The sequence below is a fragment of the Streptococcus gwangjuense genome (assembly GCF_003627155.1).
Classification (GTDB): Bacteria; Bacillota; Bacilli; order Lactobacillales; family Streptococcaceae; genus Streptococcus; species Streptococcus gwangjuensis.
Genome location: NZ_CP032621.1, coordinates 842,772 through 857,923, shown reverse-complemented (window position 1 = coordinate 857,923; position 15,152 = coordinate 842,772). Strand labels below are relative to the sequence as shown.

9 protein-coding genes are annotated in these 15,152 nt (G+C 41.0%); 7 read left to right on the top strand and 2 right to left on the bottom strand.

Annotated elements, in window-relative coordinates; translation table 11 throughout:
* Both D7D53_RS04235 and D7D53_RS04230 read right to left on the bottom strand, forming a co-directional pair.
* Positions 1-909, bottom strand: a complete 909-nt coding sequence (locus D7D53_RS04235; RefSeq protein ID WP_084946508.1) for an ABC transporter ATP-binding protein — start codon at positions 907-909, stop codon at positions 1-3.
* Positions 910-1,050: 141 nt separating this feature from the next.
* Positions 1,051-1,860 carry an HAD family hydrolase gene (locus D7D53_RS04230; RefSeq protein ID WP_120770245.1) on the bottom strand — a complete coding sequence of 270 codons (810 nt, stop codon included), beginning with the start codon at positions 1,858-1,860 and terminating at the stop codon, positions 1,051-1,053.
* A 116-nt stretch (positions 1,861-1,976) separates the two neighbouring features.
* On the opposite strand from D7D53_RS04230, the gene rexB reads away from it, so the two are divergent.
* From rexB to xerS, 7 genes are all read left to right on the top strand, one after another.
* A complete protein-coding gene (gene rexB, locus D7D53_RS04225) occupies positions 1,977-5,252 on the top strand; it encodes an ATP-dependent nuclease subunit B (protein WP_120770244.1) in 3,276 nt (1,091 codons plus the stop codon).
* On the top strand, positions 5,249-8,899 hold the full coding sequence (gene addA / locus D7D53_RS04220) for a helicase-exonuclease AddAB subunit AddA (protein WP_120770243.1): 3,651 nt from the start codon (positions 5,249-5,251) through the stop codon (positions 8,897-8,899). Before rexB ends, addA begins: the two co-directional genes overlap by 4 nt.
* Before the next feature lie 17 nt (positions 8,900-8,916).
* On the top strand, positions 8,917-10,095 hold the full coding sequence (locus tag D7D53_RS04215) for a hypothetical protein (protein ID WP_120770242.1): 1,179 nt from the start codon (positions 8,917-8,919) through the stop codon (positions 10,093-10,095).
* Positions 10,096-10,283: 188 nt separating this feature from the next.
* Entirely contained in the window at positions 10,284-11,135 is an 852-nt protein-coding gene (ylqF, locus tag D7D53_RS04210) for a ribosome biogenesis GTPase YlqF (RefSeq protein WP_000201306.1), read from the top strand.
* The gene (locus D7D53_RS04205; protein ID WP_120770241.1) at positions 11,122-11,901 is read left to right on the top strand and encodes a ribonuclease HII; all 780 of its coding nucleotides are present in this window, start codon (positions 11,122-11,124) and stop codon (positions 11,899-11,901) included. The genes ylqF and D7D53_RS04205 overlap by 14 nt, the downstream gene beginning before the upstream one ends.
* Positions 11,902-11,917: 16 nt before the next feature.
* Positions 11,918-13,468, top strand: a complete 1,551-nt coding sequence (locus D7D53_RS04200) for a ClC family H(+)/Cl(-) exchange transporter (protein WP_120770240.1) — start codon at positions 11,918-11,920, stop codon at positions 13,466-13,468.
* A 561-nt stretch (positions 13,469-14,029) separates the two neighbouring features.
* Positions 14,030-15,100, top strand: a complete 1,071-nt coding sequence (gene xerS, locus D7D53_RS04190; RefSeq protein WP_120770239.1) for a tyrosine recombinase XerS — start codon at positions 14,030-14,032, stop codon at positions 15,098-15,100.
* Positions 15,101-15,152 lie beyond the last annotated feature (52 nt).

Here is a 15,152-nt window from a genome sequence, read left to right as displayed (position 1 = left end):
CTATTGGACCAATTGAGTGAAGTATTCTTCTAGGTTTTGACGGGCATAGTAAATCTCGTCAATGGCGACATCTGCCAAGGTTAATTCCTTAAGAATCTGTTTGACATCTTGTTCCTGACCAAAGATGTGAATTTCATTTTCTGGATTAACAACCTTGAACTGGAGCTGGATTTGTTCTTTTAATACTTGACAAGCTTTCTCTTGGTCAGCTGTCTTAAGGACAATATAATCCTCACTTAGTGTTTCAAATTCAGCTTTGCTGATTTCACGGATAATCTTGCCTTGATCTAAAATACCAAAGCGATTTGCTACGAGATAGAGTTCTGACAAGATATGGCTAGAGATGAGAATGGTGATTCCTTTTTCTTGATTGAGGCGTTGAATCATCAGACGAAATTCTTTGATCCCAATTGGGTCGAGACCGTTGATAGGTTCATCTAAAATAAGGAAGTCTGGTTTGGATAGGAGGGCAATGGCGATACCAAGTCTTTGTTTCATTCCTAGCGAGAAATCACGAAAGACTTTCTTACCTGTATCTGGCAAACCTACATAATCCAGGGTTTCTCGAATGACTTGATCAGCATTTGGAATATGACGAATCATACAATAATAATTCAAATTTTGATAGGCTGTTAAGTGATTATGAGCTACAGGTGATTCGATAACAGAACCTACTCGAGTTAGAGCCTTGGTCCACTCATTTTCCGTTTGGCTAGAGAAGAGGGAAACAGTCCCTTTATCCGCAAACAGTAGTTGCGTAATGATTTTGATTAAGGTAGTCTTCCCAGCTCCGTTCTTTCCTATAAGTCCATAAATATCTCCCTCTCTTATCGTTAGATGAAGATCCTGAAGAATAGCTTGTTTGTCAAAGTTTTTGGACAATCCATGAATGTCGAGTACTGTTTTCATGATTCTCTCCTTTTGATTTATTTTGTTAACTTTAGTATAAAGCATAGAAATCAAAGAAAGCTCAAGGATTTCTAAAGAGTTTCTAAAGTTTTAGGAATTTTTAAATATCAAAACCCAGTTGATATGAACTGGGCTTCTTTACTATAAAATATATTTCTCAATGGCACGCGCGACGCCGTCTTCTTCGTTGCTGGCTGTAACGGCATCAGCTAGCGATTTGACATAATCGCTGGCATTTCCCATTGCAATCCCAAGCCCTGCAAACTGGAGCATTTCGATATCGTTATTGGCGTCGCCCATGGCCATGATCTCTGAGGAATCAATCTTCAGAATCTCTGCCAGTCGTGAAAGAGCAGTAGCCTTTGTCGTACCAAGTGGCATAGCTTCATAAATAACAGGCTGCGAACGAACTCCACTGAATCGTTGGCAAAGCTCCCCAGCAAAACGCTGCTCAAAATCGTCCGTTTGGCTCTCTGTTCCTAAAAACATACCTTGGAACATCCGGCACTTACCACTAGTCGCTTCCTCAAGAGAAATTTCAGTCAGGTCTGAAAAGACTAGTTTAGCATCATTTTGAACGATTTCATTAGGCTTGCCACCGAGGACAAAATAATGTTCCTCATCAAAAAGAGTCAACTGAACATCACTTTTTTCAGCTAGGTCATAGAGGTATTCAATGTCAGATGGACTGAGTTCTTGCCAATCAACCAGACTCCAATCACTGGTCTGGTGAGTTGAGCAACCGTTGTTAACAATGACATATTCGTTCTGGAGGTCAAGCCCCAGTTTTTTGTAGTAGGGGAGGACACCGAAAAGGGGGCGCCCCGTACAGAGAACCAGTTTGACACCTTTTTCAATAGCTTGGTGAATAGCAGTAATGTGAGCTTGTGGGATTTCCTTGGCTTCATTGAGGAGTGTTCCGTCCATATCCAAGGCTAGTAGTTTAACCATAAGACTTCCTTCTTTATCTTTTGGTATTATTATAGCATATTTTGGAGAAAGGAGGAGTAATCTTCGGGCTAATCATGGTATAATAAAAGGTAATGAAAAATTCCAACGAGGCTGAGATGAAATTACTTTATACTGATATTCGGACTTCTTTGACTGAAATTCTAACCAGAGAGGCGGAAGAGCTAGTTGCTGCTGGCAAGCGGGTCTTCTACATAGCTCCCAACTCTCTTTCTTTTGAAAAGGAACGCGCCGTGCTGGAATGCTTGTCCCAGCAGGCTTCTTTTGCGATTACCGTCACGCGCTTTGCGCAGATGGCTCGTTACCTGATTTTGAATGACCTACCTGTCAAAACCAGTCTAGATGACATCGGTCTTGGTATGGCCTTTTACAGATGTCTTGCTGAACTTGATCCCAAAGACTTACGAGTATACGGCGCCATCAAGCAGGATCCTCAGTTTATCCAGCAGTTGATAGAGCTTTACCACGAGATGACGACTGCTCAGATGAGTTTTTTGGACTTGGAGAGTTTGACGGATGAGGACAAGCGAGCCGATTTACTCTTGATTTTTGAGAAGGTAACGGCCTACCTCAATCAGGGTCAGTTGTCTCAAGGAAGTCAGTTATCCCATTTGATTGAGGCTATTGAAAATGACAAAGTTAGTAGTGATTTTACTCAAATCGCCTTGGTTATTGATGGATTTACCCGTTTTTCTGCTGAGGAAGAGCGGATTGTAGACTTACTTCACGGCAAGGGTGTTGAGATTGTCATTGGAGCCTATGCTAGTAAGAAAGCCTATACCAGCCCATTCGCTGAAGGCAATCTCTATCAAGCCAGTGTGGAGTTTCTCCATCATTTAGCTGCTAAATACCAAACGCCTGCTCAGGACTGTTCTCAAACTCATGAGAAGATGGATAGCTTTGACAAGGCCTCTCGTTTGTTGGAGTCTTCTTATGACTTTTCAGAATTAACATTGGATGTCGATGAGAAGGATCGTGAAAACTTACAAATCTGGTCTTGCTTGACGCAAAAGGAGGAGTTGGAGTTAGTAGCCCGTAGCATTCGTCAGAAATTACATGAGAACTCAGACCTGAGCTACAAGCATTTTCGTATTCTCTTGGGGGATGTAGCTTCTTATCAATTATCTCTAAAAACGATTTTTGACCAGTATCAGATTCCTTTCTATCTTGGTAGAAGCGAATCCATGGCTCATCATCCCTTGACACAGTTTGTCGAGTCTATTTTAGCTTTGAAACGCTATCGTTTCCGTCAGGAGGATTTGATAAACCTTCTTAGAACAGGTCTGTATACCGACCTTAGTCAAGCTGATATTGATGCTTTTGAGCAATATATCCGCTACCTTGGTATCAATGGCTTGCCAGCCTTTCAGCAAGCCTTTACCAAATCCCACCATGGAAAATTTGATTTAGAACGTTTAAATGCTCTTCGTTTGCGTATTTTAACACCTCTTGAGACTCTTTTTACTAGCAGAAAACAAAAGGCTGAAAATCTCTTTCAAAAATGGAACTCTTTTCTAAAAGAAGGAGCTGTGACCAAGCAGTTTCAAGATTTGACAGCTACTATGGAAACTCTTGAACAGGAAAGACAAGCTGAAGTTTGGAAGGCTTTCTGTCATGTTTTAGAACAATTTGCAACTGTTTTTGCTGGTTCACAGGTTAGTCTAGAAGACTTCCTAGCCTTGCTCCATTCTGGAATGAGTCTATCTCAGTATCGCACCATTCCAGCAACAGTGGATACTGTTCTGGTGCAGAGTTACGATTTGATTGCGCCCTTAACGGCTGACTTTGTCTATGCCATTGGGCTGACTCAGGACAATTTACCAAAAATCGCGCAAAACACCAGTCTTTTGACAGACGAAGAAAGACAGAGCCTAAACCAAGCGACAGAAGATGGGGCGCAATTGCTGATTGCTAGCAGTGAAAATCTCAAGAAAAATCGCTACACTATGCTTTCCTTGGTCAATTCTGCCCGTAAGCAGTTGGTCTTGTCGGCTCCAAGCCTTTTTAACGAAAGTGAAAGCAAGGAATCAGCTTATCTTCAAGAGCTAGTCCATTTTGGATTTAGGCGGAAAGAGAAAAGGATAAATCACAAAGGGCTGTCTAAGGAAGATATGGGGTCATATCACAGTCTTTTGTCCAGTCTGGTTGCCTATCACCAGCAGGGCGAGACGAGTGATACTGAGCAAGATTTGACCTTTATTAAGGTTCTGGCGCGTGTCATGGGTAAAAAACTAGACCAGCAAGGTTTGGAAAATCCATCCCTCCCAACCAGTCCAAGCAGTAAGCAGTTGAACAAGGATACCTTACAGACTCTCTATCCAGCTGACAAAGAGTTTTACCTGTCTACCTCTGGTTTGACGGAGTTTTATCGCAATGAATACAGTTATTTTCTTCGCTACGTTTTAGGCTTGCAAGAAGAATTGCGTCTACGTCCTGATGCCCGTAGTCACGGAAATTTCTTGCACCGTATCTTTGAACGCGCCTTGCAGTTATCTGATGAAGACTCTTTTGACCAACGTTTAGAACAGGCTATCCAAGAAACCAGTCAAGAACGGGAATTTGAGGCTATTTATCAGGAAAGTTTAGAAGCCCAGTTTACCAAGGAAGTTCTGCTTGATGTTGCACGGACAACTGGACATATTCTCCGCCACAATCCAGCCATCGAAACCATCAAAGAAGAGGCGAACTTCGGGGGTAAAGAGCAGGCCTTTATTCAATTGGACAATGGTCGCAGTGTCTTTATACGAGGCAAGGTGGACCGAATTGACCGTTTGAAAGCTGATGGATCGATAGGAGTAGTAGATTACAAGTCGAGTCTGACTCAGTTCCAGTTTCCTCATTTCTTTAATGGGCTCAATTCCCAGTTACCAACCTATCTAGCTGCCTTAAAAAGAGAAGGGGAGCAGAACTTTTTTGGTGCCATGTACTTGGAAATGGCTGAGCCTGTCCAATCTCTGATGGCCGTTAAAAGTCTAGCAGGTGCAGTAGTAGAAGCTAGCAAGTCAATGAAATACCAAGGCCTCTTCTTAGAAAAAGAAAGCAGTCATTTGGGCGAATTTTATAACAAAAACAAGGCTAATCAGCTGACAGATGAGGAATTCCAGCTCCTACTGGACTACAATGCCCATCTTTACAAGAAAGCAGCTGAGAAGATTTTAGCAGGGCAGTTCGCCATTAACCCTTATACTGAAAATGGTAGAAGTATTGCCCCATACGTCCAGCAACATCAAGCCATTACTGGCTTTGAAGCCAATTATCACTTGGGCCAAGCCCGTTTTCTAGAAAAGTTGGACTTAACTGATGGCAAGCGTCTGGTAGGAGAGAAACTCAAGCAAGCTTGGTTTGAAAAAATAAGAGAGGAGTTGAATCGATGAAGCCCATTCCCTTTTTAACCGAGGAGGAAATTCAAAAATTGCAAGAAGCAGAAGTAAATTCGAGCAAGGAACAAAAGAAAACTGCTGAGCAAATTGAAGCCATCTACACTTCTGGTCAGAATATTCTCGTTTCAGCGTCGGCTGGTTCTGGTAAAACCTTTGTCATGGCCGAGCGCATTCTAGATCAATTGGCGCGTGGAGTGGAAATCAGTCAACTCTTTATCTCAACCTTTACCGTTAAGGCTGCCACAGAGCTTAAAGAACGTTTGGAAAAAAAAATCAGCCAACAAATCCAAGAAAGTAGTGATGTTGACCTCAAACAACACTTGGGTCGCCAGTTGGCAGACCTACCCAACGCGGCTATTGGTACCATGGACTCTTTTACACAAAAATTCCTTGGTAAACATGGCTATCTGATTGATATTGCGCCTAATTTCAGGATTTTACAAAACCAAAGTGAGCAACTCCTTCTAAAAAACGAAGTCTTCCATGAGGTCTTTGAAGCCCATTACCAAGGTAAACAGAAAAAGAAGTTTAGCCATTTGCTGAAAAACTTTGCTGGGCGTGGCAAGGATGAACGGGGGCTACGCCAGCAGGTCTATAAAATCTATGACTTCCTCCAATCCACCAGCAACCCTCAAAAGTGGCTGAGTGAATCTTTCTTAAAAGGATTTGAAAAAGCTGATTTTAGCAGTGAAAAAGAAAAACTGACTGAGCAAATCCAGCAAGCCCTTGGGGATTTGGAAAGTTTTTTCCGTTATCATCTGGATAATGATGCCAAGGAATTTGCAAAGGCTGCTTATTTAGAAAATGTTCAGTCAGTTCTGGATGAAATTGGCCCCTTAAATCAAGAGTCCGATAGTCAGGCTTATCAAGCAGTGCTTTCGCGTGTTGTCGCAATTTCGAAAGAGAAAAATGGTCGAGCTCTGACTAATGCCAGTCGTAAGGCTGATTTGAAGCCACTGGCCGATGCCTACAACGAAGAGAGAAAGACCCAGTTTGCTAAACTAGGACAACTAGCAGATCAGATAACGATTCTCGACTATCAAGAACGTTATCATGGAGATACCTGGGAACTAGCTAAAACCTTCCAATCTTTCATGAGTGATTTTGTGGAAGCTTATCGTCAACGTAAGCGCCAGGAAAACGCCTTTGAATTCGCTGATATCAGTCATTACACCATTGAGATTTTAGAGAAATTCCCGCAAGTTCGTCAGGCTTATCAGGAGCGTTTCCACGAAGTCATGGTCGATGAGTATCAAGATACCAACCATATTCAAGAACGGATGCTGGAATTACTTTCTAATGGCCACAACCGATTTATGGTGGGAGATATCAAGCAGTCCATCTACCGTTTCCGTCAGGCAGACCCGAAGATTTTCAATGAAAAGTTCCAACGCTATGCGCAAAATCCACACAAATGCAAGCTGATTCTCCTCAAGGAAAATTTCCGTAGTAGTTCAGAAGTACTGTCAGCAACCAATGATGTTTTTGAGCGTCTTATGGACCAAGATGTCGGAGAAATCAACTATGATAACATGCACCAGCTTGTTTTTGCCAATACCAAACTGACTCCCAATCCAGACAACAAGGCAGAATTTCTCCTCTACGACAAGGACGATACAGGTGAGGAAGAAGAGGATCAGTCAGAAACGAAACTAACTGGGGAGATGCGATTAGTCGTCAAGGAGATTCTGAAACTTCATCAGGAAAAAGGTGTTGCCTTTAAAGAAATTGCTCTTCTAACCTCCAGCCGCAGTCGTAATGACCAGATTCTTCTCGCCCTGTCTGAGTACGGGATTCCCGTCAAAACAGACGGAGAGCAAAACAACTATCTCCAATCTCTAGAAGTGCAAGTCATGCTAGACACCCTTCGTGTCATTCACAATCCTCTTCAGGACTATGCCTTGGTTGCCCTTATGAAGTCTCCTATGTTTGGCTTTGACGAGGACGAGTTAGCGCGTTTGTCCCTTCAGAAAGCAGAGGATAAAGTCCAAGAAAATCTCTATGAAAAACTGATCAATGCACAAAAAATGGTAACAAGCCAGAAAAACTTGATTCACACGGCTCTAGCTGAGAAACTAAACCAATTCATGGATATCCTAGCTTCTTGGCGCTTGCATGCCAAAACTCACTCCCTCTATGACCTGATTTGGAAGATTTACAACGACCGTTTTTATTATGATTATGTTGGGGCTTTGCCAAATGGTCCTACTAGACAGGCCAATCTCTATGCCCTAGCTTTGAGAGCAGACCAGTTTGAAAAGAGTAATTTCAAGGGCTTGTCTCGTTTTATTAGCATGATTAACCAGGTCTTGGAAGCCCAGCACGATCTTGCAAGCGTGGCCGTCGCACCGCCAAAAGATGCAGTAGAGCTCATGAGCATTCACAAGAGTAAAGGGCTGGAGTTTCCTTACGTCTTTATCCTCAATATGGATCAGGATTTTAACAAGCAAGACTCTATGTCAGAAGTCATTCTCAGTCGTAAAAATGGGCTTGGTGTCAAATATATTGCCAAAATGGAGACAGGAGCAGTGGAAGATCACTATCCTAAAACCATCAAACTCTCCATCCCTAGCCTAACCTATAGGCAGAACGAAGAGGAATTACAGCTGGCAAGCTATTCAGAGCAGATGCGCCTTCTTTATGTTGCCATGACGCGGGCTGAGAAAAAGCTCTATCTTGTCGGTAAAGGTTCTCGTGAAAAGTTGGAAGCCAAGGAATACCCAGCAGCTAAAAATGGAAAACTAAATAGCAACACTAGACTTCAAGCAAGGAATTTCCAAGATTGGATTTGGGCTATCTGTAAAGTATTTGCCAAGGATCATCTCAACTTTAGCTATCATTTTGTTAGTGAAGAGCAGCTGACTAGAGAAGCTATTGGTCAGTTGGAAAACAAAAGCCCTCTCCAAGATAGCTCCCAAGCAAACAATCGCCAGTCAGAAACCATTAAAGAAGCTCTTGAAATGCTGAAAGAAGTGGAAGTTTATAATACTCTTCATCGCGCATCCATTGAACTTCCTAGCGTTCAAACCCCAAGTCAAATCAAGAAATTCTACGAACCAGTTATGGATATGGAAGGTGTTGAGATTGCAGGACAAGCTCAATCAGTAGACAAGAAAATCAGCTTTGATTTACCAGATTTTTCAAGCAAAGAAAAGGTAACAGGAGCTGAGATTGGTAGTGCTACCCACGAACTCATGCAGAGAATTGACCTCAGCCAGCGACCAACGCTTGCTAGCCTGACAGAAACTCTCAAACAAGTTCAAACCAGCCCAGCTGTCAGAGACAAGATTAATCTTGCTAAAATTCTTGCATTCTTTGAAACAGCACTCGGTCAGGAAATTCTTGCCAATACCGATCATCTCTATCGCGAGCAACCCTTCTCCATGCTCAAACGAGATCAAAAGAGTCAGGAAGATTTCGTTGTCCGTGGTATCCTTGATGGCTATCTGCTTTACGAAGACAAAATCGTTCTGTTCGACTATAAGACAGACCGCTATGATGATCCAAATCAACTCATAGATCGCTATCGTGGTCAATTAGCCCTATACGGAGAAGCTTTATCACGAGCCTATTCGATTGAAAATATTGAGAAATACTTGATTTTACTAGGTAAAGAAGAGGTTCAAGTTGTAAAAGTATAATCTAGAAAGGAGACCTCATGACACTTCCAGTTAGAAAATCCCTGCATGATGCGGTTTTACAGGCTTCAAAAGCTGATACTTGGGAACAAGCTACCAAGGAATGGAATGAAGTTTCCTTGATTTTTAACGGTATCGGCCGTAGCAATTGTGTCTGTGGAAATGCCATCAAGTACGCTTACGAACTCTTTAACGGCGTCACAGGTCAACGCCTCTTTCCGATTGGTAGCGATTGTGTTCGTCATTTTCATCGATTGTCTCTTGACCAGCAATTGGAAGAGGAAGAAAAACTACTCAGAAAAGTTGAAAATCTGACCAGAAAAGCTAAGAAAAAGGAAAAAATCAAGGTCAATAAAAGTGACTTTGACGAACGACTTCTAAAATGGCTCTGGGAAAAAGGTGTTTTCAAGCCCAATCGTGGCAATCAGTTCTCACCTGAGAAAGACTACCAGCTTTTCCTAGTAGTCTTTCAGGGAGGAAGTTGGACCAAGGCAGAGCCTAAGAAGAAGGCTCGGATGGAAGAAGTCCTTGAAAAGTTTATCAAACCCTTTTTACTTGGCAAACCAGATGACCAACTCTACCTTGTCAAGCTAGGCAAGGAGAAAATTGACTACGAACAAGAACTCCGTATCCAGGCAGAGAAAGAGCGCAAGAAGAGGGATAAAATCGCCAAACAATATGCAGACAATCTGGTTCTAGCCATGGGTCCAGCAGAGCGTGCCTATCAAGATTACTTTGGCTTTACAGAAACCCTAACTCAAGAAGAACGCAAGTGGGAAAAAATTCTTTTTGGTAAAAATAGGACAGAACGGGCTGTCAAGGCCAAACAATACCAAAAAGAGCTGGAAAAAGACCAACGAATTGCTAGTCAGGATCCAATTGAAAGAAAGCAGAAGCAGACCTGGCTCCTCAATTCCTATTTCCGTGAGCTTCCTGACGAAAAATCCCGCTTTGCTCGACTCTTATTAGAATATCGAAAAAGTGGAGAAGTGCCATTTTCAACTGAATATCTGTCAGACCATCTGCTCGACTTTTTCTATAAAATGAAAGCCTTTGAGTTTGAAATCGCACCAGAACAAGTTCGAGATTTTCTAAAAGAAAGCCTTCAAGCAGAGCATCTCTCCTCAGCACAAGAAAGCTGGATAGAAGGAATTTTGACAAATTGTATAGTCCCATTTTTATCTCGAATACTCATCTAAAACTAAATATATAAGATATATAATTTTATATAAGGTTAATATACAAATCAAGTGGGGTTGAAATCAGTCTTCCTTTAAAAAGTAGCTATTACAAACAAAAGCTTATGCAAAAAAGACTAATTTATGATAGAATAGAGGATAAGAAAGAAAACGTTTTTACAGTTTTTTCAATCCGAAGGAGATATATTATGGCTACTATTCAATGGTTTCCTGGTCACATGTCTAAAGCTCGTCGACAGGTGCAGGAAAATTTAAAATTTGTTGATTTTGTGACGATTTTGGTGGATGCCCGCTTACCTCTATCTAGTCAAAATCCTATGTTGACCAAAATTGTTGGTGACAAACCAAAACTCTTGATTTTAAATAAGGCGGACTTGGCTGACCCAGCAATGACCAAGGAATGGCGCCAGTATTTTGAATCACAAGGAATTCAGACGCTAGCTATCAACTCCAAAGAGCAAGTGACTGTAAAAGTTGTAACAGATGCGGCCAAAAAGCTCATGGCGGATAAGATTGCTCGCCAAAAAGAACGTGGCATCAAGATTGAAACCTTGCGTACCATGATTATCGGGATTCCAAATGCTGGTAAATCAACTCTGATGAACCGCTTGGCTGGTAAAAAAATTGCCGTTGTCGGAAACAAACCAGGTGTGACCAAGGGGCAACAATGGCTCAAAACCAACAAAGACTTGGAAATCTTAGATACGCCAGGGATTCTTTGGCCTAAGTTTGAGGATGAAACTGTTGCGCTTAAGTTGGCCTTGACCGGAGCTATTAAAGACCAGTTGCTTCCTATGGATGAGGTAACTATTTTTGGCCTCAATTATTTCAAAGAACATTATCCAGAAAAGTTGGCTGAACGCTTCAAGCAAATGAAAATTGAAGAAGAAGCGCCTATTATTATTATGGACATGACCCGCGCCCTCGGTTTCCGTGATGACTATGACCGCTTTTACAGTCTCTTCGTGAAGGAAGTCCGCGACGGCAAACTCGGTAACTATACCTTAGATACATTGGAAGACCTCGATGGCGACGATTAAAGAAATCAAAGAACTCCTTGCTACTGTCAAGGACCTTGATAGCCCTATTATTTTAGATTTTGAAAAGGATAATCGCTCTGGAGTTCAAAAGGAAATCAGCAAGCGTAAAAAAGCCATTCAGGCAGAATTGGAGGAGGATCTTCGTTTGGAATCCATGCTTTCCTATGAAAAAGAACTTTACAAGCAAGGATTGACCTTAATTGCTGGTGTTGATGAGGTCGGCCGAGGTCCTCTGGCTGGGCCAGTAGTTGCTGCAGCCGTTATCTTGCCTAAAAATTGTAAGATTAGAGGCCTCAACGACAGCAAGAAAATTCCTAAAAAGAAACATCTGGAGATTTTCCAAGCCGTTAAAGATCAAGCCTTATCAATCGGCATTGGTATCATGGATAATCAGATCATTGACCAAGTCAATATCTATGAAGCAACCAAACTAGCCATGCAGGAAGCAATCTCCCAGCTCAGTCCTCAACCTGAGCACCTTTTGATAGATGCCATGAAACTGGATTTACCAATTTCACAAACATCTATCATCAAAGGGGATGCCAATTCCCTTTCAATTGCAGCAGCTTCTATAGTAGCCAAAGTGACACGTGACGAATTGATGAAGGAATATGATCAGCAGTTCCCTGGCTATGATTTTACTGCTAATGCAGGATATGGAACTGCTAAACACCTAGAAGGCCTCACAAAACTAGGAGTTACCCCAATTCACCGAATAAGTTTTGAACCCGTTAAATCACTGGTTTTAGGAGAAAAAGAAAGTTAAGTTAGAAGGAATGATTATGGAGGAACAGTCAGAAACACTCAGTTCCAAGAAAGAATTTGCCTTTGCCTCAAGTACTATATTATCCCAAGTTGGACGAGGAATCATTGTTGGTCTCGTTGTTGGAATTATCGTTGGATCCTTTCGTTTCTTAATCGAAAAAGGCTTCCACCTGATACAAGGACTTTATCAAGATCAAGCGCATCTAGTGCGCAATCTTTTTATCATTGGTCTATTTTATTTAATAGTTTGTTGGCTCAGTGCGAAATTAACTCGGTCAGAAAAAGACATCAAAGGTTCAGGAATTCCTCAAGTTGAAGCCGAATTAAAGGGACTCATGACCCTCAACTGGTGGGGTGTACTTTGGAAAAAATATATTTTAGGAATTCTTGCTATTGCCAGTGGACTTATGCTGGGGCGAGAGGGACCCAGTATTCAACTTGGAGCGGTAGGTGGTAAAGGAATTTCCAAATGGCTCAAATCCAGTCCAGTAGAGGAACGCTCCTTGATTGCTAGTGGAGCTGCAGCAGGATTAGCCGCAGCCTTTAATGCACCAATTGCAGGACTTCTCTTTGTTGTAGAAGAAGTTTATCACCATTTTTCGCGCTTTTTCTGGGTCTCAACTCTAGCAGCCAGTCTCGTAGCAAACTTTGTTTCTCTGCTCATATTTGGCCTAACACCCGTACTGGATATGCCAGATAATATCCCACTCATGACCCTGGATCAGTATTGGATTTACCTCCTCATGGGAATTTTTCTCGGGCTTTCCGGTTTTCTCTATGAGAAATCTGTACTCAATGTTGGTAAAGTTTATGATTGGATTGGTCAAAAAATCCGTTTGGATAGAGCTTATTATCCGATTCTTGCCTTCATCCTCATCATACCAGTCGGAATCTTCTTACCCCAAATCCTTGGTGGTGGAAATCAGCTGGTTCTTTCCTTAACTGAACAAGATTTTAGTTTCCAAGTTCTATTAGTTTACTTTTTGATTCGCTTTGTTTGGAGCATGATTAGTTATGGAAGTGGCCTTCCAGGAGGAATTTTCCTACCAATTTTAGCGCTAGGTTCCTTACTTGGTGCCCTAGTTGGTGTCATTTGTGTGAATATTGGACTTGTCAGTCAGGAGCAATTCCCTATATTTGTTATTCTAGGAATGAGTGGCTATTTTGGAGCAATATCTAAAGCTCCCTTAACTGCCATGATTCTGGTAACCGAGATGGTAGGCGACATTCGCAACCTCATGCCACTTGGATTAGTGACCTTGGTTGCCTACATCATCATGGATCTACTCAAGGGTGCACCAGTCTATGAAGCTATGTTGGAAAAAATGCTGCCTGAAGAAGCATCAGATGAAGGAGAAGTTACCCTTATTGAAATTCCTGTATCAGACAAAATTGCTGGGAAACAAGTACACGAACTCAATTTACCACACAATGTCCTTATCACAACCCAAGTTCATAATGGAAAAAGCCAAACCGTTAACGGTTCAACCAGAATGTATCTGGGGGATATGATCCACCTGGTGATTCCAAAAAGTGAAATTGGGAAAGTCAAAGATTTGTTGTTGTAGGAGTTTTTACATAATTTATGTTATGTAAAAATAAATTTCTTAATTAAATATATTAGAAAACCGATTCTCAACAATGAGATCGGTTATTTTTTACAGATAAGATATTTCACATACAAGTAATTGAACTTTGGTAAAAATAAGACTATAATCAAGTTAGAAATGAAAAGCATAAAGCTAGAAAGGAGTTTACTGTATCAAATCTGTACAGTAAGATTAAAATTATGAAAAAGAAAACAATAGCAATTATACAATGTATTTTGTGTCTCATAGCTCCTTATATAGCTCTTCAGTTATGTAGAATGAACAGAAGTTTCGTTACTGATAATCTTCTTTTTTATTTTCCTTATTCTGCTGACTATTTCATTCTGGTTTAGTATTTGGAAACTAGAAAAAGCACTAGCTAATGATTCACAATGAAATTCCAAAGATTTAGATCCCTTTTACTCAGGTCTAAGTCTTTTTTAAAAAGCTCTATAACATCTTTCCGAAAAACTATAATTTTCTTGAAAAATATATGAGTCTATGCTATACTACTAGTAGACTTATTTATGGAGAAAATACATGAAACGTGAGATTTTACTGGAACGAATCGACAAACTAAAACAAATCATGCCCTGGTATGTTCTTGAATACTACCAATCTAAGCTTGCTGTTCCTTACAGTTTTACAACCTTGTACGAATACCTCAAGGAATATGATCGATTTTTCAGCTGGGTTTTGGAGTCTGGCATTTCAAACGCTGATAAAATATCTGATATTCCTTTATCTGTCTTGGAAAATATGTCAAAGAAAGACATGGAATCCTTTATCCTTTACCTACGTGAACGTCCTTTGCTGAATGCTAATACAACCAAGCAAGGAGTTTCTCAGACAACCATCAATCGGACCTTGTCAGCACTTTCTAGTCTTTACAAGTATCTGACCGAGGAGGTTGAAAACGATCAAGGGGAACCTTATTTCTATCGTAATGTAATGAAGAAAGTTTCAACAAAGAAAAAGAAAGAGACACTTGCTGCTAGAGCTGAAAACATCAAGCAAAAACTCTTTTTAGGTGATGAAACAGAAGGTTTTCTATCTTATATTGACCAAGAGTATCCACAACAACTTTCAAATCGCGCTCTCTCATCATTCAACAAAAATAAAGAACGTGATTTGGCCATTATTGCCCTTCTCTTGGCGTCTGGTGTCCGCTTATCTGAAGCTGTTAATCTGGATCTAAGAGATCTCAATCTCAAAATGATGGTTATCGATGTCACTCGAAAAGGGGGCAAACGTGACTCGGTAAATGTTGCTGCCTTTGCAAAACCTTATTTAGAGAATTATCTGGCCATTCGAAATCAACGCTATAAGACGGAAAAAACAGATACAGCCCTTTTTTTGACTCTCTACAGAGGTGTTCCTAATCGTATCGATGCTTCTAGCGTTGAAAAAATGGTTGCTAAGTACTCTGAGGACTTCAAAGTGCGTGTAACCCCCCACAAACTACGACATACTCTAGCAACTAGGCTCTATGATGCCACTAAATCTCAAGTTTTGGTCAGTCACCAGTTAGGACATGCCAGTACACAAGTCACTGACCTCTATACCCATATCGTTAATGATGAACAAAAGAATGCTCTAGATAGTTTATAATTTTACGTATTTTAAGTTATGTAAATAAATATCAAAAAAAGAAGTTGGTTGT

What these genes read in the sequence shown, in the direction of transcription:
- D7D53_RS04235 (WP_084946508.1), bottom strand. Translation starts at nt 909, where the DNA reads ATGAAAACAGTACTCGACATTCATGGATTGTCCAAAAACTTTGACAAA.
- D7D53_RS04230 (WP_120770245.1), bottom strand. Translation starts at nt 1,860, where the DNA reads ATGGTTAAACTACTAGCCTTGGATATGGACGGAACACTCCTCAATGAA.
- rexB (WP_120770244.1), top strand. Translation starts at nt 1,977, where the DNA reads ATGAAATTACTTTATACTGATATTCGGACTTCTTTGACTGAAATTCTA.
- addA (WP_120770243.1), top strand. Translation starts at nt 5,249, where the DNA reads ATGAAGCCCATTCCCTTTTTAACCGAGGAGGAAATTCAAAAATTGCAA.
- D7D53_RS04215 (WP_120770242.1), top strand. Translation starts at nt 8,917, where the DNA reads ATGACACTTCCAGTTAGAAAATCCCTGCATGATGCGGTTTTACAGGCT.
- ylqF (WP_000201306.1), top strand. Translation starts at nt 10,284, where the DNA reads ATGGCTACTATTCAATGGTTTCCTGGTCACATGTCTAAAGCTCGTCGA.
- D7D53_RS04205 (WP_120770241.1), top strand. Translation starts at nt 11,122, where the DNA reads ATGGCGACGATTAAAGAAATCAAAGAACTCCTTGCTACTGTCAAGGAC.
- D7D53_RS04200 (WP_120770240.1), top strand. Translation starts at nt 11,918, where the DNA reads ATGGAGGAACAGTCAGAAACACTCAGTTCCAAGAAAGAATTTGCCTTT.
- xerS (WP_120770239.1), top strand. Translation starts at nt 14,030, where the DNA reads ATGAAACGTGAGATTTTACTGGAACGAATCGACAAACTAAAACAAATC.